Source organism: Streptomyces sp. NPDC014870 (assembly GCF_043081505.1).
In the GTDB taxonomy this organism is placed as follows: domain Bacteria; phylum Actinomycetota; class Actinomycetes; order Streptomycetales; family Streptomycetaceae; genus Streptomyces.
Genome location: NZ_JBIBWQ010000012.1, coordinates 204,470 through 222,393 on the forward strand (window position 1 = coordinate 204,470; position 17,924 = coordinate 222,393).

At 66.0% G+C, this 17,924-nt stretch carries 6 protein-coding genes and 1 pseudogene; 2 read left to right on the forward strand and 5 right to left on the reverse strand.

The window, feature by feature from the left end; all coding sequences use genetic code 11:
• Positions 1-857: 857 nt before the first annotated feature.
• The 3 genes from ACF09C_RS31080 to ACF09C_RS31090 form a co-directional block, all read right to left on the reverse strand.
• A complete protein-coding gene (locus tag ACF09C_RS31080) occupies positions 858-7,316 on the reverse strand; it encodes a polymorphic toxin type 43 domain-containing protein (protein ID WP_392096545.1) in 6,459 nt (2,152 codons plus the stop codon).
• Between the two features lie 222 nt (positions 7,317-7,538).
• A complete protein-coding gene (locus ACF09C_RS31085; RefSeq protein WP_392096324.1) occupies positions 7,539-11,168 on the reverse strand; it encodes a LamG domain-containing protein in 3,630 nt (1,209 codons plus the stop codon).
• 180 nt (positions 11,169-11,348) lie between these two features.
• Positions 11,349-12,113, reverse strand: coding sequence for an FG-GAP repeat domain-containing protein (locus ACF09C_RS31090; protein WP_392096325.1), 765 nt, complete (start codon positions 12,111-12,113; stop codon positions 11,349-11,351).
• A gap of 1,387 nt (positions 12,114-13,500) precedes the next feature.
• On the opposite strand from ACF09C_RS31090, the pseudogene ACF09C_RS31095 reads away from it, so the two are divergent.
• Positions 13,501-13,937 (forward strand): annotated as a pseudogene (locus ACF09C_RS31095) (transposase); the annotation flags it as partial.
• 441 nt (positions 13,938-14,378) lie between these two features.
• Positions 14,379-14,603 carry a hypothetical protein gene (locus tag ACF09C_RS31100; protein ID WP_392096326.1) on the forward strand — a complete coding sequence of 75 codons (225 nt, stop codon included), beginning with the start codon at positions 14,379-14,381 and terminating at the stop codon, positions 14,601-14,603.
• A gap of 663 nt (positions 14,604-15,266) precedes the next feature.
• On the opposite strand, the gene ACF09C_RS31105 is transcribed toward ACF09C_RS31100, so the two are convergent.
• Positions 15,267-17,057 carry a hypothetical protein gene (locus ACF09C_RS31105; RefSeq protein WP_392096328.1) on the reverse strand — a complete coding sequence of 597 codons (1,791 nt, stop codon included), beginning with the start codon at positions 17,055-17,057 and terminating at the stop codon, positions 15,267-15,269.
• 64 nt (positions 17,058-17,121) lie between these two features.
• Complete coding sequence (locus ACF09C_RS31110) at positions 17,122-17,781, reverse strand: Uma2 family endonuclease (RefSeq protein ID WP_392096330.1); 660 nt, start codon at positions 17,779-17,781, stop codon at positions 17,122-17,124.
• Positions 17,782-17,924: the final 143 nt, after the last annotated feature.

Sequence of the window (17,924 nt, forward strand, 5' to 3'; positions counted from 1 at the left end):
GGCAGCAGATGCTGCCAAACTTGAGCCACGAGCGCACACAAAACCACGAGTCGACTGATCACAGGCCAGCAGAACATCGGCAGGAAGGTCGGACCGGTTCACCTCGAAGCTCCGGTGGTTCAGGGCGACTTGGGAAGGTCACCCCGGACAACCGGAGCTTCGTTGCATTCGACACGGCCCACCCGGACCCCGTCGCACCGGCCCGACCTGCATACCCACATGATCATCAGGACCTTGAATCAGCCCTGCGCCAGAACCGAGGAGTTATTTTTCGATAGCCCCTGGGTCAGCCACCGAAACCCGCTGACGGGTCGAGGTTAGAGAGTTTCACCAGACGTCTGGCGATATGCCGAGTCCGTTGATTCGCCCACTTGGCTGTGGAAACTTCTTGAAGTAGCGCGAGTTGGTCCTGCGAGAGAGCCCTCGCAGACATCCAATGCACTGCTCGCTCGACCCAGTGAGCACTTCTGCTTTCAATTGCCATCGCCAGGACGCCTTCAATGGGAACCAGGTTCTGAAGATTCTCTGGCGAGAGCCGCCTCAGCTCGGCCGCAGACGTCAGTCTTGATCGAAATGACGACTCGTCTTCGTCCAGAATCGTCACCCATGATGAGGGAAGACGTTCCGCCGATGGCTCGACTGCACCATCGAGTCTGCCGAGCGTCCACACCCCCTGCCTGTCGAGACCCAACCAAATTCCAGTCCTGCTGATCGACACCAGCGGAAGCCACGTAACGGTTCCAGCCTGATCTGGATAGGAGGAGACAACCCAGTTCCTACCAGGCACGGATGAGAGCTCGGCAGCCAGCTCACCTTCTGTCACGACACTCGCCTCGCTAGGAACGTAGACTTGGCTGTCACCTTACTCCCCAATGCATGCTCGTAGTGTGACTCACGGGTATTCCGTACTGATCCATGAAGCTCTGGAATGCCTTGCGATTTGAGTCATTCCAGTTCATTCCATAGTGACCGGACCATTCATTGGTCTCCAGCTCCCCGTTAGATCCTCGGCGTATCCGTCCTCCCACCATGGTCGACTTGTCTGCACCAATAGCGTCCCCTAGGGTATCGTGACCACCAACCCCTTGATTGGCGCCAGTCGCGAAGCGTCCAGTGGTCGGATCGAAGACAAAATCTCTCGGCTCCTTCGCGGTAAAATTCTTCACCGCGCCGACCGATTTCACTCGGTCGCTTACTTCAAGCACGCCTCTAGTTGGACCGCTTCCCTCGAGAAGCCTCACCAGGGCGCTTTCCTCGGCGGCACCAGCTCCGCCGCGAACGGGGGCTCCTGCGACCGCTTTCCCGCCAGCGCCGGCGATGAGGCGTCCCCATCCCCACGTGACCAGAGTGATGACGTCCGATATCAGCGCTTCTGTACAGTCTCCCTTGCCGGTGATGCAATTGATGTTGTACTTCACGCCCCAAGGGTCAGGGCCGACTTCGAGGAGACCCGCAGAGTCGGCCGCATCGCAGAACGCTTCCGTGCTTCCCTGCCATCCACCCGTACCGAAACACTTACTCTTCGCCCACTTTTGAGCAAGCTCCTCGTACGTGTCCCCGGGCCACGCAAACGGCATGGCTCGCATTTCCTCCTCTGTCAGCAGGACGATGCCGTGAACAACAGGCTGTCCATTGCCAGAGGTCGACCCAGTGGTCGGATCAGTACCGTCCCCTTCGTCCGATGTGCCGCTGGCTGCCGGGTCGTCTTCCGGGTTGTAGTCGCCGTAGGTCCCATTGTCGCCCGCACAGTAATTCGGGAAGCAGCTTTCGAGGCCCGTCGGGTCGCTGGCGGTGGTGGGGTTCTGGTTGGCGTAGCTGTATCCGTTGAGGGAACCGGGCTGGTCGAGGCTGAGCAGCGGGTCGACGCTGATGAACTGGCCGACCGTCGGGTCGTACTCGCGGGCACCGATGTGGGTGAGACCGGTCGTCTTGTCGTCGGTCTTGCCTAGGAAGCCCTTGTCGTCGGGCCAGGCGGTTCCCGTTGGGATACCGCGTTCGGCGCCGAAGGGGCTCATGTAGCGCTTGCTGAACGTCTGGGTGGCGTCAGCGGAGATGGCCAGGCTCTGGGTGCCGTGGTGGTCGCCGGCAAGATACGTGAGTTTCTGGGTGCCGCTCTCGTTGGAGCGGACGGCGACGCTGAGGCTGCCGGAGCTGTAGTAGCGCTGCGCCCAGGCGGTGCTGTCGGCCCTGAGATGGACTTCGGTGGCTCCGGCGTACAGGATCCTCTCGCCGCCCTGGGTGGCGCGGATCAGCAGGTTGCCGTCGGCGTCGTACAGGTAGTCCGTGCTCTTGCCGGACTCGGTGAGCTTGGTGAGCTTGCCCTCCGGGGACCAGATGAGGTCCTGAGTACCGGTCTTGCCAGGGCGCTTGGTGGTGTTGCCAGTGGCGTCATAGGTGTAGCTGCGCGCCGGGGTGGTGCAGTTGGCCGCGGTGCTGGTGCCTGTGAGGGCGTGCGGCTGGTTTCCCTGGTAGCAGTAGGTGGTCTTGGTGTCGCCGCCGGCCTGGTGGATGGTCTCGGTGTCGCGCTGGCCGGACGGTTTGTAGGTGTAGCTGGTCCAGTAGGGCGCCGGGCCCGACAGGCTGGAGGCGCTCCGGGCGTCGCTGCACTTCTGGGAGCTGGGGGTCCAGGCTTCGGCGAGACGGCGGTGACCGTCGTAGGCGAAGCACTGGGTTTCGGCCGCCGAAGTGCCGCCGAGGGTGGTCGGGTCGGCGATCGAGATGATGTTGCCGGCCTGGTCGAAGGTGTAGTTGAGGTCCTGCAGCATGTACGGGTGGGTCTGGTCCGTGACGTTGCTGCGGGTGAGGCGGCCGGTGCCTTCCTCGAAGGTGTTGGTGACGTAGCTCTTCTTGTACTCCTCGGTGTTGGCGTTGCCGAGGATGAGCTGTTGGGCCTGGCTGAGCGCGGAGTAGTCGACGCCCAGGAGGTATCCGGTGGACCCGCCTATCGAGGTCAGGTTGCCCAGGTTGTCGTACCCGTACCCGATGATCTCGGACTGCAGGCCGCCCAGAGCCGGCTCTGCGGTGTTCTGCAGGCTTCCGTCGATGTTGTAGTAGGCGGAGTACTGCAGCGTGGCGGGGGTCCCTGCCTGGACGAACGGGTCGTTGGCGGGGAGCTGGAGCGTGGTTCCGACTGCCCGGTCGAGGGTGTCGTAGGCAGTGACGCTCTTGGTGTAGGCCTGGCCCGTCTTGCCTCCGACATAGCGGGTGGAGGAGGTGGGCAGGCCCTTGAGCAGGGTGTCGTAGGTGTAGGCGGTGAGCTGGTTGGCGTCGGTCTTCGTCCCCGACCACGTTCCGGTGGGCCGGCCGAGCTCGTCGTAGTCGGTCAGGATCGTGCCACCCAGGTCGGTGGACTTGATGACCGCGTCGAGCACGTTGTAGCCGGTGCTCGACTCACCCTTGTCCGGGTCCTTCGCGCTCGTCTTGCGGCCGAACAGGTCGTACCCGTAGGACCACTGGGAGCCGTCAGGTCCGGTGACCGATGTCTGACTGCCATCCAGTGCAAAGGCAAACTTCGTGGACCTGTACGAGGCACCAAGACCAGAGCCGAATCCCGCGTCCGCGGGGTCGGCCCCCGCGTACTCCCGGCTCTCGACCGTCTGCCCACGCACGTCCGTAATGACTCGGGCCGCCGATCCCCCCTGAAGTGCCGTGGTGGCGGTGGAGTCACCGGTGAAGCCGGTGGACGTGGACCACTTCTTGACGCCGAACACATACAGCGTGCTGGTCGTCGCCCGGCCCGCGCCGTCGAAGCGCACCTCGGTCTGGGTGGGAGCCTCTCCATACTCGGCCCGCGTGTAGGAGCCGTTCGGAGTGGTGGTGTTGTCGAAGATGTCGGCGTAGGTCTCGTACGCCAGACCGCGGGAGTCGTAGCGAGTATCGGTCAGCAGCCTTCCGCCATGCGGTGTCGGCAACTGGGACTGCAGCGGCCGCAGTAGAGAGTCGACGATCGCGTAGGTGGTGTTGTAGGTGGTGCCGTCCCTCTTCAGCGTCGCGGTCGACACCCAGGACTGCTTGGTCTTGCTCAAGTTGTAGGCGAAGGTGCTGTTCGGGCTGTAGCCGCCGGCCCTGTTCCGGTTGGGCAGCCACACGTCGGTGAGTCGACCGAGTGCGTCGTAGGCGAGCTCCGTCTTCTTCTGGTTCGCGTCGAAGGTACGCTCGGCCTGCCCCCGCCGCGGGTCCAGGAAAGTGGCCGACTTGTAGCCCTTGGGGTCGGTGACGATGGTCTTGGTCAGCGGGCCGGCCGTGGCCGGGGTGTAGGCCGTGCTGCTTGTCTTGCCATCGGCATTGGTCACGCTGAGCGCGCGCCCGAGAACGTCATATGTGGTCGTGGCCGTCTTCTGCCACGTCACCGCACCGGCGGCGCCGTAGCCCTGCGCGCGGCCGGTCCAGGTCGCCAGGCCCTTGGTCGGCTTCATCGTCGCCGACCAGGTGGTGGCGCCGTCGTAGGCGATGGCAGTGTCGGAGAGCACGTCGCCGCGCCGTGTGGAATCCGTCGGCAGGTCGAGACCGCTGTCGGCCACACTGCATGCCCGGCCGACCGTGCGGGTCCGCGAGGCGAAGGCAGTCAGTCCGGCGGCTGCATCACGGGCGTACCAGGTCACCTTGCAGACCTCGTCGCCAGTCTTGGCGTCGTCGCCGTGGTCCTCCGAAGCAGAAGGCATGCCGTAGTCGTCGAAGGTCGTGTTGACCGTTCGCGCCCGCCAGGTCTGGGGAACCGTCAGGTACGTGTGGGTCGTAGTCGCCTTGGTACGGACGAAACGCGCGACGTGATCGCCCGCGTCAGGCACGTCGCTCTGACGAGCAGTCTCCCTCGACCACGGCTCATTGGATACCGCGCTGATGGCGGTGGCACCGTCGTAGGTGATCTGTTCTCGGAGGTGACCGGCATACTGGTTGGTGTCGTTGATCGTCGTGAGGCCGAGGGCCGGGGTTGCGAGCGGCGCAACGCTGACGCTGCGGGTAGTGCCGTCCTTCTTCTTGTCGCCGTCCATGCCCTGCATGTAGAGGGACACTGTCTTGGAGCGGGTCGTCTGGAGTGCGCCGGTGTAGACGGTGACCTGGCGATATCCGCGCCAGCCGGACCAGGTTCGCTCGTCCTTCGGCGTGAACGGTTCATCGCTGTGGTGCCAGGCCGCGCCGGCGTATTCGTAGGCGTGCTCGACGGCCTCGTTCTGCCCCGCGGGGTCGGAGACGGTGACGGCCAGGACACGGTACTTGTGGAACCAGTCCACCGATGCGTCCTCGGCACCGTTGATGTTCCAGTACTGCGGGTAGCAGCTACGGGTGTTGGTGTCCTCTGCCGCGCCCATCACCTCGCTGCGCACGCACTCAGGCGAGGACAGTGTGACGGTGGTGATCGCCCCGGTCTCGGAGGTGATGGTCGAGACGCGCGGCCGGGTCAGGGGCAGGATGTCCTCGGTCGCGTCTACTCGGTTCGGGCGCATCTGATATGTGAACGAGATCGGGTCAAGCTCGATGGCGGTGGTGCCTGCCTTGCCGGTCCGCTTGATCGACTGCAGGGTCAGGACGTGGTCACTGGTGTCCCCGATGTCACCGCCGTCCAGGTACTTCTGGGTCAGTTCCCAGGTGTCGACCGGCTGGAAGGCGCTGGTCGCGGAGGACCAGGAAAGACTGTTCACCGCGGTGAGGCGCTTGCGCGAGAAGAAGGACGGCGAGGATGCCAGGCATTCGTCGTCGCCGTCGGTGCATATTGCGTCGAACGGGACGTCGGGCCAGTTGTCAGAGGTCGCTTCCGTCAGTGAACCGCAGTCGGAGGCGGTGCAGCGCTCGTCGTACCCGAAGGTCACCTTGGCGTCGGCGTCGTCCGTGAAGAGCGCGTCCTTCCGGAGACCGTACGTGATCTCCTTCAGGTAGCCGCCGCGGATGTAGGAGGCGTCGGCGGTGGTCGCCTTGTTCTTCTTGTAGAAGTTGTCTTCCTTGGCGTACCAGTAGGTGGAGGCGTTGCCGTGGACGTCCTCGACGTAGTCGAGGTTCCAGCGCCACGCCTGCTGCAGCGACCGGGCCGCGAACGTGCTGCCTGCCGAATAGCCGGGTTCACCGGAGTCGTCGCCGAAGACGGGGACGGTCCAAGTGGAGTTTGTCCGCTGGGTGGTGGCGCCGTCGAGCTTGTCCCGACCGAAGACGTAGCGGGTGCCGTTGCCCGTGGTAACGGTCCAGTATTCGCCGTCGTTGTCCGTGTTCTCCGCGCCGGTCGACCGGGTCACCGTCGAGGCGTCGTCGTTCTCCAGACGCCACGTACCCGTGGCGGTGTCCTTCACCAAGCGCGAGGCGTTGCCGTTGAGGACCAGTCGGGCGTTGTCGTACTTCCAGCACAGGTCAAAGACGTCCGTCTGGCCGTCGTCGTCGCACGAGCCGTAGCTGCGCTCGATGTAGGACTCGGTGAGGGAGAAGCCCTCACCGACCGAGGTTCCCTGGTTGTTCGTCGTCGCCGTTCGGCCGTCGATGCTGCCCGAGTCGTACGAGAGGCCGAGCGAGGGCGCGGGACCGGCGGCGGCGGGCGGCAGCGTGAAGCCGTACGTCCAGCTGAATGACCCGGAGCTGCTGCCGGCCTGCCAGGAGGAGGACTCCGAGAGTTCGGTCGCCGAGTAGTTGCCGCCGCCCGACGGTGACTGGCCCGCACCCGCGGCGGCCGTGACCGCCAGAACCGTCGCGCCTGAAGTGCCGGAAGCGAGTTGCGTCGAGAAGCCGTCCGCGTTGTCGGACAGCGTCACCTGGGCCGAGACGGACTGCTCACGAACGTCGTTCGTCGACTTGAGCGGCGTCTGCTTGCGGCAGTCGGCCTTCTCGGGCGTCGTCAGCACACAGGCGGGCAACTGCACCAGCTGCAGGCGCTGGGCCCAGCCGCCGCCCACCTTCGAGGCGAAGCCGGAGTAGTCGACGCTGATGCCGGCCGGGCCGGCGCTGTCCGCCTCCGCTGTCAGCAGGACGCCGGTGATACCGGCCTTGCCGGCCGTCTCCTGATCCAGGACCGTGACCCGGGCCTCGGAGGCCGTCGTACCGGTGCTGTTCCCCGGCTTCGACTCCACGGTCACCGGGACACCACCCGGTTCCGCCCTGCCCGCCTTGTCACTGGCGAGCGTGACGGTCGCCTCACCCCGCCGGGGCCAGGTTCCCGTCTGCTCCGCAAGGGCCCGCCGGGCCTGCTCGGCGTTGCTCTTCTGGTCCTTGGCGACCTTCTCCCGGGCCTTCTGGGCTCCCAGCGAGTCGACCGCCTTGACCTTGCTCACCCGCTGATCGGGCAGCTTCAGGCGCCCCAGCCCCCCACTGCCCTCCGCAGCCTGCGCCACCGGCACCATGGTCACGGGCGCTACGAGTGCCAGAGCAAGCGAGTGCACGAGAAGCCGTCTGAGGCTCCGGCGCCCCCCGCCACCTCGCTTACGTGTATTGCCTATGCCAAACACCATCTGTTCCGCCCCTACCCCTCCGGAAGTGATACGTCACAAAGTCATCGCGGCGGCCGCATGCGGCCGCCATGCGGGCGGCAGCAGCGCTGCTGCCGCCCGCACGCCCCTACGGGGTCAGTCCCCCACGCTGTTGTCGATCTGCTCGGAGCTCGCCATCGCGCCGGCCCAGACGCGGACCTCCGCGATGCGGGCGGGCAGGTAGTGGCTCCAGGTTCCCGAGGTGAAGCCCTTGCCGATGGCGAACTCCCCCGATCCCAGCTCTGCGGTGAAGGCCAGTTCCGCACCGTTCTGGTTGCGGCCCAGGTAGAGGCTGATCTCGCCCGACTGCGCGTCGTGGACGCCGGTCAGCCGGACCAGCCCGTCCAGCGCGGCCACCTCGTCGGAGACGACCGAGGAGAACGTGCCGTCAGCGCTCAGGCGCCCGAAGTGCCATTTGCCGACCGGAACGGTGCGGTCCTCGTACGTCTCCTCGTCCACCACGACGTCCTTGTCGGTGAGCTCGAACCAGAAGCCCCAGGACGATCCGTCCGCCGTCCGCTGGCCCAGCACCTGGCCCTTGTAGCCCACATCCTTGGCAGCGAGCTCGGCGCCGTCGAGGGCGACCAGGGTGGTCGTGGTGAAGGAACCGGTGTCGTCCACGAGAGGGCCCGCGGTCGTGGCGGAGTCGTCCACACCGTCGAGAACGATCTCGCCGTCCACGACGGCCGCGCCGCCGGCAAGGGCGAGCGACCTGCCGTAACCAGAGGTCGTGTCCGTGACTGTGGCCCCGGACGCCGCATCGGCGGCCCAGTTCGCCACCAGCTCGGCGCCGGCGTAGCTCTCGTTGATCAGGGACCGGGCCTCATCCGCGACCTCGCCGTCGGTCAGCGAGCGCTGCCACGCGGCCACCTCGTCGACCGATCCCTTGAACGGCGAGATGCGTGTACCTGCCCAGAGGTGACGGCCCACGTTGAACGACCCGGTGGCGGACCAGGAGCCGGCCACGACCTTCGTTCCCTGCAGCTTCCCGTTGACGTAGAAGCGGACTTCCTTCGTGTCGGGGTCGTAGCTGCCCGCGAGATGCGTCCACACCCCGAGCGTGGCCGTGTCCTTGCCTGCCAGTCCGATGTGCCCCGCTCCGGTGTCCTCGTCCTTCTCCTTGACGCCGAACATCCACCTGTCCTCCTCCTTGTCGTACCAGAGCAGGAACGGGCTGTAGCGCGTGCCGTCCTGAGACAGGACGGCGCCGTCCTGTGCTTTCCCGTCGAGCCGCGCCCACGCGGAGACGGTGTACGCCAGTTCGGTGTTCACAGCGGGTGCGGTGGTCGCCGCGTACGCTCCCGTGCCGTTCAGCGACAACCCCCGGTCGTCCTTGGGCGTCGCCAGCGGCTGCCCTTCGGCGTCGTGCGTGACCATCCCGAGCCGTCCGCGATCATCACGCACTGCTCCACCTGCCAGGGTCGCGTCCTGACGTGATCCGCCACCGCCGAGCGCTGTGTCGATTGCCACGCCACTGGGCTCGTCGAAGCGCCAGCGGCCCACCGGGGCCCCGCCTTGGTCCACCTTGAACTGGAGTGTGCTCTGCGCGCCCCAGCGTCCGAGGCTGTCCTTGGCACGGACGTAGATGTCGTAGGTGCCAGACTTCGGAGGCGTGTAGCCGGCCGTGAAGAGGCAGGGGGCGCCCGACTGACACACGTTGGTCCAGGAAGCCGACTGAGTGGTCCGGTACTGGAAGTCCGTGACGTTGTCGTCACCGGCAGCGGGCGAGAAAAGGAAGAAGGCCTTGACCCCCGGTCCACCAGCCGCCGCGCAGTTGTTGGGGAGGCACTGGGAGTACGGGCCGCGGACCAGGATCTGCGGTGCCTTGGGCGCAGAGGAGTCGATCTTGAAGTAGCACCAGCCCGATGTGGGGCCGACGAGGTAGCTCGCCCCGCCGTTGTAGTAGGAGTAGGTCCACGCCTGGTAGCGGTACAGCTTTCCGTCGGAGAGCGTGGACCACGGCAGCGTGGCGAGCTGCCCGTCCGCGTTATAGCCGGTCGAAGGCCGCACGGACCCGTTGCCTGCTGTGGTGTCGGTCCAGGTTCCGTCGGCGTTCTTGTGATCCAGGTCGAAGTAGACCCGCAGCTGTGCCTCCTGCTCACCGCCGGCCTTCGTCTGCGGGACCGCGTTGAGTGTCGGAGTGGGATCGGACACCACTGCCGGGTCGGCCTCCGACCTGTCGCAGACCGTGCCCGAACCCGTCACTACTCCCACACCGGTCGGCTTGTCAGGAAGCCCGACGAAGTCCACAGCGAGAACGGCGTCGTTGCGGAACCGCTTCCAGGCCGAGGTGTCCGTCTCGTCTTGTGCTCTCAGCTCCAGGGTGAGCCGGGAGATGCTACCGGCAGCGAAACTCCTCACGGTCGGGGTGAGGTTCTCGTTGGGCTCTTCAGGGTTGTCGTTGAACTCGATGGGAGCGTCGGGCGAGTCCGGATCGCAGAGGGATCCCCGGCCTGCCGACACGTACCTGTCGACCATCCAGTCGAGTTCCTTGGGCTTCGAGGACCATGTGGTGGCGGAGGAGATGTTGTCCGTCCGGACCAGGTCCACCCAGCGGGGGTCGCACTGGAAAGCCCACGGCTCCGTGACCCGGAATGTCGCGTCCAGCACGTGCTTGCCTTTGAGTTTTTCGGGTGAGAACTCGAAGTAGAGCCGCTGCACGTAGCCGGGGCCGCAGTAATAGACGCCCCACTGACCGCACTTGCCAACGCCCTTGCCCAGATTGTCGCTGTCGTTCCCCCAGGCGTAGGACTCGTAGCCGTCTGAACGCAGTAGTGTCCGCTCCGACTCGTCCCAGGTCACCGTGGGGTCGATGTACAGGGGGAAGTGGCCGGCATCCGTGGCGCGGAGCATGTCCGCGTCCGGTACGACAGTCAGCGAGTCAGACGTGACCTTCACGTCCATCGTCGCCACCGTGTCGCCGCTCGACGGCTCGCTGATGTCGCTGCCGGAGGCGGGCTCCGACGGCGACGGCGATTCGGGTCCGAGGACGGCCGCAGTACGGCTTGCCGGGGATTCGGTGGTCTCTGCGACGTCGGGGGCACCTGCCGAGTCCCACATCTGGGCCGGCGGTGCACGGAAGACACGGTTGCCGTCCGCGTCCACCGCGGCAAGGTTTCCGGCTTTCCCCTTGGTGAGCTTCAGGCCCTCGGCCTTCAGGGAGTAGCTGATCTGCTGGAGCTTCGGATTGGCCGCGGCCTCGGGAGTCTTCACGACGAGGAGGTGACGGAAACCTTCGGTCGAGGCGGTCACTTGAAGGTCGACACCCTCCATGACCTCCCTGTAGACCGCGTTCGAACCCTCCAACTCAGGCTCTGGGAGAGTCTCGGACCATCCGAGAGCGAGAAAATGACCGCTCTCCTCGATCCTCACCAGCGGATCGCTCCCCCCTCCGCCGGAGAATTCCATGTCCACAGCCGACGCCTTGGGCCCGATCGTCCCATCGGCCCTCCGCTCCAGCGTCGCGTCGGGAGCCTGCCACCCGCCCCCGGGCTTGGCCACGCGAACGGGTATGGCGGACTCCTCCAGCGTGAAGCTGTAGCCGTCGGGGTTCGCGTAGACCGTCGTACGCTCAGACCGGTCGCCGGTCACCTCGACTCGGACGCCCGTCTCCTTGGCGTCCACCAAAGCTCGCTGCGCCTCCGTAAGCTCCGACATATCCGTCGACGCAGAGGCTGACGCCGTCGAAGCAACGCTATCCAGTGCTGGCACAACCGACAGAATCATGGCGGCGGCAACACCTGTTATGACAAGGGGTCTTCCCCTCCCACGTACGCTGCCAATGCCCCGTCTCCATCTCGCACTCATCCCCACCCCAAAACTCTGATCACGGCATGCCACACATGGTGGACGTTCAACCCATTCGCATTCCCACGCGACGCGAGAACCGGAATGCCACCACACCGGTCACCAATCGGCGGTGCCGATCTGGTTTCTCGCCTCCAACCCCGTCGCTTTTCCTGCGTAGACGTACAACCTGCCGCTCGCCGCCTCAACGCCCACCAGATCGTCCTCCTCCGTCCCGAAGAAGTCCCCGCCGGCCAGGTCACGCATGCTGTTCCAACCACCACTACCGATCTCGACCCGACTCGCCAGGCCGGTTCCGGTGCCCTTGTACAACCAGAGCTTGCCGGTCGACGTCTCAGCCGCGACGACGTCGCTCTTGCCGTCGACACCGAGGTCCATGGCGACCACGTCGTGCATGCTGTTCCAACCACCGCTGCCGATCTCCACCCGGCTACTCAGCGCCGCGCCCGTACCCGGGTAGAGCCACAGCTTTCCGGTGACCTCCTCGACGACAACGACGTCCGCCTTGCCGTCGCCGTTGAACTCGCCGACCGTCAGGTCGTGCATGCCGTTCCAGCCACCGGTACCGATCTCGACCCGGGATGCCAGCCCCTTGCCCACGCTTGGGTACAGCCAGAGCTTTCCGGTGGCTTGCTCCACCCCGACAAGGTCCGCCTTGGTGTCGCCGTTGAAGTCACCGGCCGCCAGGTCGTGCATGCCGTTCCAGCCACCGGTACCGATCTCGACCCGGCCGGTGCCCGCATACATCCACAGCTTGCCGGTGGCCCGCTCGACAGCCACCACGTCATCGGTCCTGTCGCCGTCGATGTCGTCCACGACAACCTCGGCCATGCCCGTGGTCGCCACGCTGGCCGCGACCATCATGGTGTCGGGTTCCTCTGCACCGGGTCCCGTCACCGCCGTGTACACAGCAGCCGTCGTACCGGCAGCAACGACAGTCGCCAACAAGGTCCTCAAGCCCATACGACCAGATCGCCATCTTCGCGCCATACCACACCTCTTTTCCGTTTAAGTGAAGGAAAGGTCAATGTCCATGCAACGAAATGTAAGCAGCAAATCTCACCATCATCTTGCTTGATCGTCAACGAATCTGACACTCAATCAGAACGAATCGACCGTGGGACACAATTCCCCTCAAGAACGATCGCTTTCTGGCGTAGGCCACCATCGCGGCACGCAGTGCGCGATACACACGGAAAGGTGGCCCCTGTCGGACAGATGAGCACAAGCAGGGCTCACCCAGGCACTGTTCAGCGCGGTCGCGCAAATGCTGCATCCAGCCGCAGCCGGCGACATCCCGCATCCGCACTGACGGTCCAGCGAAGAGGGCAGATCCCACACCGCTCTCGACCGCCCGGCCACTTTCGCCATTCCGCAAAGGGCGACAAGCACGCAAGAAGTAAATCTCCACACTTCGACCGCCTACGGATAAAAAACTCCCAGGCAATATCTGTTTTACCGGAAGGCTTCTCGTACGGACTCCGTCGCCAGCTCCGCCAGCCACTCCACGGCTAACCTCGACCTTTCGTGACGGTCGGTTCCTCTGGCGGGCGTTTCGGCGTTGCGGGCCTTTCGCGGGTATGCCGGTGGCGTGGCTGTCGCAGCGGGTGGGCGCTGGGTTCCACGGCTCCGGTGGGGCAGTCAGGCTTGTTGGCGAGATTGAACTCGTGGTGTCGTAGGGGCCTACGGCTGGACGTCGCTGCGGTATCACCGGGGCATGCGCTATCCACAAGGGGCAGGCCGACGGCCGAACAGGTTTAGTTCCGCGAGGTGTTACGGCTCAAGGCGGCCGAGTGGTTCGCCCAGGGCGAGGCGAGCTCGGCGATCGCCAAGAACCTGCGGGTCATCGTCCGCCCGGTGCGGCGATTGCGGCGGACGTGGGACGAGGGCGGTCCGCGTGCCCTGCGGTCCCAAGGGACAACATCGCTGCCGAGGCTGAGCGAGGAGCAATTCGCCAAGCTGGAGCCGGAGCCGGCCCAGGGGCTGGCCCGCCCACGGCTGGGAAGACCAACGATGGACCCTGAGCCATATGAAGACGGTGATCGTCCAGCGCTTCCACCTGACCTACACCATCCAGGGTGTGCGCAAGCTGCTGGTGCGCAACGGCGGTCCCGCCAGGTCCCAGCCCGACGTGCGATCGAGCGGGACGACGAGGCGGTGGCCGGGTGGGGCAAGGGGTGTGGCCCTGCGCGGAAAACTCGCGGCGGCCCGTGGAGCCTGGCTCGCCTTCGAGGACGAAGCCAGGTTCTCCATGGCGCCACCGCAGGCGAAGACATGGTCGCAGCGCAGCCGGACCCGGTGGTACGGGTCCGCGGCCGTTCCCGTAGACGGGTGTCCATCGCGGCGCTGACCCGCCACAAGCCCGGCCACCGCTCTCGGCTGACCTAGCGGCCGCGCCGGGACGACGGGCGACGCGACGGCCGCAAGAGCTTCTCATGGCGCGACTACCTGGACCTGCTAGTCGCCGCCCACCAGCAGCTCGGCGGTCCGATCGTGCTCGTCCGCGACAACCTCAACGTCCACAAGGCTGCCGGGCTGCGGGAGTTCGCCGAAGCCCGGGACTGGCTGACCCTCTACTACCTGCCGCCCTACGCACCCGACCTCAACAGCGTCGAAGGAATCTGGTCCGTGCTGCGGCGCGGCTGGCTCTCCAAATCCCCTTCAGCACCCATGCAGGTGCTCGTACAGGCGCGACCTGCTCCTACAACTCCACCACTCTGTTCTCCGGCACGACGAACCTCCACTGCCGACTTGAGCCCGGCGATCACACCATCAGCTACCAGCTGAGCACCCCCCAGAACCAGTACGCACTGCGACTCCAGGCGTTCGCCCGCTACGACATCTACGACTTCGGCACCCAGTACACCGACGTCCAACAGACGAGTGCACCCTTCTCCACCCTCGGAAAGCCCGCACTCCCCCGCCGCAGCTTCCTGGGCCGCGACACGTACGGCACCTTGTGGTGGTAACCCGGTCCAGGCCAGGCCGCTGCCGCCTTCTCCAAACGAAGTCAGGCCGGTCCCGGCTGGCAGACCTACAACACCCTCTCCGCCCTTCCCCGATCAAGCTGAGCCGTACTACCGCAGCGACATCAGACCATCTCGCGTCACTCAGGACTTCGGTGACCTCGTGGGGCGCGATGCCTCCGGCACCCTCTGGTACTACGACAGCCAGTTCGTCTACAACGAGCTCGCCGGCGCAGGTGACGCGAACCGCGACGGATTCATGGACCTCCTCGCCCGCGACACCACCGGCATGCTCTGGCTGTATAAGGGCACCGGCAACACCACCACCCCCTTCACCACCCGCACAAAGATCGGCGGCGGCTGGAACACGTACAACCGCCTCTTCTGACAGGCGTCGAGGGCCCAGGGTTCCCACCCAGGGCCCTCGGCGAGTCGTCTACGCAGCCGTTCAGACGCGTACGGCTCGCGCCTGCACTTCCATTGATCCCCTCCACCGCAGCGAAGCCGACCCACGCGCGGCGTAGATATTCGCTGCGATGTGCGGCGTGTCACACTCAGGAGCCGTGGGATCGCCGTGGGATCATCATCGTGGCTCCGCACCCACGTCCCGCCGAAAGCCCCAGGTCACAACGGTTCGAGCCCTGCCAGACCGGCCAGGAGCGCCCGTTTCGCCGCACCGATGCAAGGCGAACGCTGCACGCGAAACCACCCCTCCAGGGGCGTTTTCGCAGGTCAGAACGTTTTTGTTGGTGGGGCGGGTGGGACTCGAACCCAATTCAGTGACGCGTCTCACCTGCGACGATGCCGAAGGACCGGACATAACCATCCGATTCCATCCGGCTGCGTCCCCCTTCGATCCGGCTCGATCGGGGGCCGTTAGGCGTTCGCCACACCGCTTCCTCCGGGCCGCGCACTCGTCCCGCCCCCGCGGAGCTGAAGACGACTCAGCCCGCCGGTGTCCCCGGAACCACTGCACAGACCAGCCTATGTCCACCCGCTGCCCGTGATTACGCCACGTAGTCGCAACGGTGAGGACTCCCCTGCGGTCGAGTCACTCGTCCTGCGCGTCGTCCTCCGTGCCGCCCGTCTCCTCGACGGGCGGGGTGAGGAAGAGGGTGCAGATCCTGTCGAGGATCCAGGTTCCGCTGTTCAACGTCATGCCATCGATCGTCACCGGGTGTACGAGCATCGGGGTGGCAGCGAGGACGGCGAGGACGGCTTCCCGCACTCCGATGACCGGGGCGAGACGTTCGTGGAGCCGGAGGAGCTGCCCCGCTCCCCGCGCGAGGATCTTGCCCTCGTAGTGCCACTCCGGGGAGTCCCGCCGCTCCTCCGCGAGGACGCCGAGGCCGGCGGCGACGAGGTACGGATCCCAGGCGTCGGGCCGAGAATTCAGCCAGGCGACCGTGGCCGCCAGCTCGTCACCCTCACCCGCCGGGGCGGCCTCCGCCGCTCTCGGAGCGACGACGGGTTCCGGCAGCGCTTCCCTGAGCTCCGGGAGACCCGTGTCGATCGGGTCTCTGTCGAGGACGTTGTAGAACAGGGCCCGCGTCATGGCTGACGGACCTTGCCCCGTGATCGCGGTAAAGGGCTTGAGCTCCCAACCCGGGTCGGCGGTCGCCCGCTGCGCGTCGGTCTCGAACCGGTTGACGGCGTGCGTGGTCATGTGGGCGCGCGGAGCCCGGGGGTTCTTCTGTGCCGCCTCCGCCGCCGCACGGGTGGCGCGCCAGACGAGGTTGTAGATCTCACCGATCGGCCTGATCTCGGCCACCTTGTACGCGGCTTCGGAGAGCCGGGCAGCGTGGTTCTCGGGTACGGCGGGCAGGTTGAGGTCGTCGAGTCGGTTGGTGAAATAGCGGAGCGCCTCCTCCGCGATGAGCTCCCGGGCGACGGCCAGCAGATCCTCCTGGCGGGCTTCGGTCATCCCAGCGGGCGCCACAGCGGCGGTGAGGTGAGCGTCGAGCTCCTCGACGGCCTTGCCCGCGCTCGTACCGTGGGGTGCGTAGTAGTGGGCGGCCAGCGGGTAGAAGCTGCCGGACAGTTGGGGCGCGCCGATGGCATCCAGATCCCCCTCGGCTTCGCGCAGGGCTTCTTCGAAGGTCGCCGGCTCCCAGACGAACGCGGTCACGGGGCTGGAGGCATGGATCCTGAGGAGGTCGGCCCGGATCAACGTTCCAAGGAGCGAGCCGATCTTTCCGCTGTCCGGATGGAGCGGGTCCGGCCAGGAGCCCACCGCGGTGATGGGAGAAGTCGACGGGGCGTACCGCAGTAGAGCCAGCGCGCCAACCATCTCCCGTACCCCCGAGGCAGGCACTCCCCCGTTCGAGGGGAAGACGGCGGCGTACTCCTCGGCGATGACGTCCCGCTGGAGCTGCTTCCAGCGTGCGTGGGCGGAGTCGACGGCGTTCCGCTCTTGGGCTTTGGCTCTGGCGGCTTCGCGCTTGGCCTTCCGCGCAGGATCGACGATGACGCGCACGGCGGCGGTCAGCGACTCGTTGCAGTCCACGCACACAGGGTCGTACCCCTCGCACACCTGCTGGAAGGCTGCTCGGGAAGTGAGGCTGAGCGGGCCCCCGCATTGCGGGCACAGCCTTCCGGCCACCATGGCCCGGACACCGGCCGCGGCAACGGCGTAGATCTGGTGCCCCCAGCCGGCGGTGTCGATGTCTTTGACCTTCTCGCACCAGACCGGAGTCCCAAGCTCGGGCGCGAAACCGGCGAGCGCCCAGTACCGCTCCCCGATCACCACCAGCTCCGCGTCGACTCCCTCAAGGGGGAAGACCGCCGGAATCAGCTGGACAAGATCATCGACAGTCGGTCGCGGCCTGGAATCGTCACTCACACTCCGCACTTTAATGACCACCGCTGACACACCGGCTTCTTCCCGGCCACCGGCAGCCGGCTCGTCAGCGCGCGCCGGTCTCCGGTTCAGGCCGGGGCAGCTCGTCCAGGTCGAGGGTGAAGGTCCGCCCGTCGGCCGGCACGATGGGGAGCTTGCCGGTGCCGTACTTGTGCGTGTAGACCGCGATGTAGCCCGTATCGGTGGGCTGGGCATGGACAACGACTTCCGCCGCGTACGAGTCCACCGCCATGTAGATGGGGATGCCGTAGCGGCCGTACTTGGCGGTGCAGTCGTCGTAATCCTTGCGCGCCGAGGAGACGGCCACCACCTCCGCGATCCGCAGGACGTCCTCGAAGCTGTAGCGCTTGCCCACCCTCTGGGAGTCCTCACGCAGGATCGCCAGATCGGGAGGGGAGTTCTCGACCGCGGGGAAGTCAAGATAGACGTCCGAGACAGTCTTCGCGTGGCGCCCGAACGACACGATCGTGTCGTACTGCAACGACTTGATCGTGCTGGAGTGTTCCAGGCTCTGCGGAGTCCTACGAACCTCATGCGGAGTTCGGGCGGCTCTGAGCGACGATGGAGGCTGCATCCCGTCCAGGAGGAAGCTTCCATTCAACGACGTGGAGGCCCGCCAACTCGATGACCTCTTCGAGAACCCCCAGACGATGGAGCGGAGTCGCTCCATACTTGTCGAGCCAGGCGCGGCGCCGTGCCTGCTCATCCGGGTCCAATGCCGTCCAGCAGTCGAGGGTCACTCCTGGCCTACCTCTCATCTCTTTCGAGTACTGGGCTGCCACGTGCCGGACGAAAGGGATGGTTCCGGGATCCTGAGCAAGAGCGACCAGGCACCATGCCGTCGTGGGG

Excerpts from the sequence above, each read along its gene's own strand:
- ACF09C_RS31085 (WP_392096324.1), bottom strand. The coding sequence starts at position 11,168 with ATGATTCTGTCGGTTGTGCCAGCACTGGATAGCGTTGCTTCGACGGCG.
- ACF09C_RS31090 (WP_392096325.1), bottom strand. The coding sequence starts at position 12,113 with ATGATGGTCGCGGCCAGCGTGGCGACCACGGGCATGGCCGAGGTTGTC.
- ACF09C_RS31080 (WP_392096545.1), bottom strand. The coding sequence starts at position 7,316 with ATGGTGCCGGTGGCGCAGGCTGCGGAGGGCAGTGGGGGGCTGGGGCGC.
- ACF09C_RS31110 (WP_392096330.1), bottom strand. The coding sequence starts at position 17,781 with ATGAGCAGGCACGGCGCCGCGCCTGGCTCGACAAGTATGGAGCGACTC.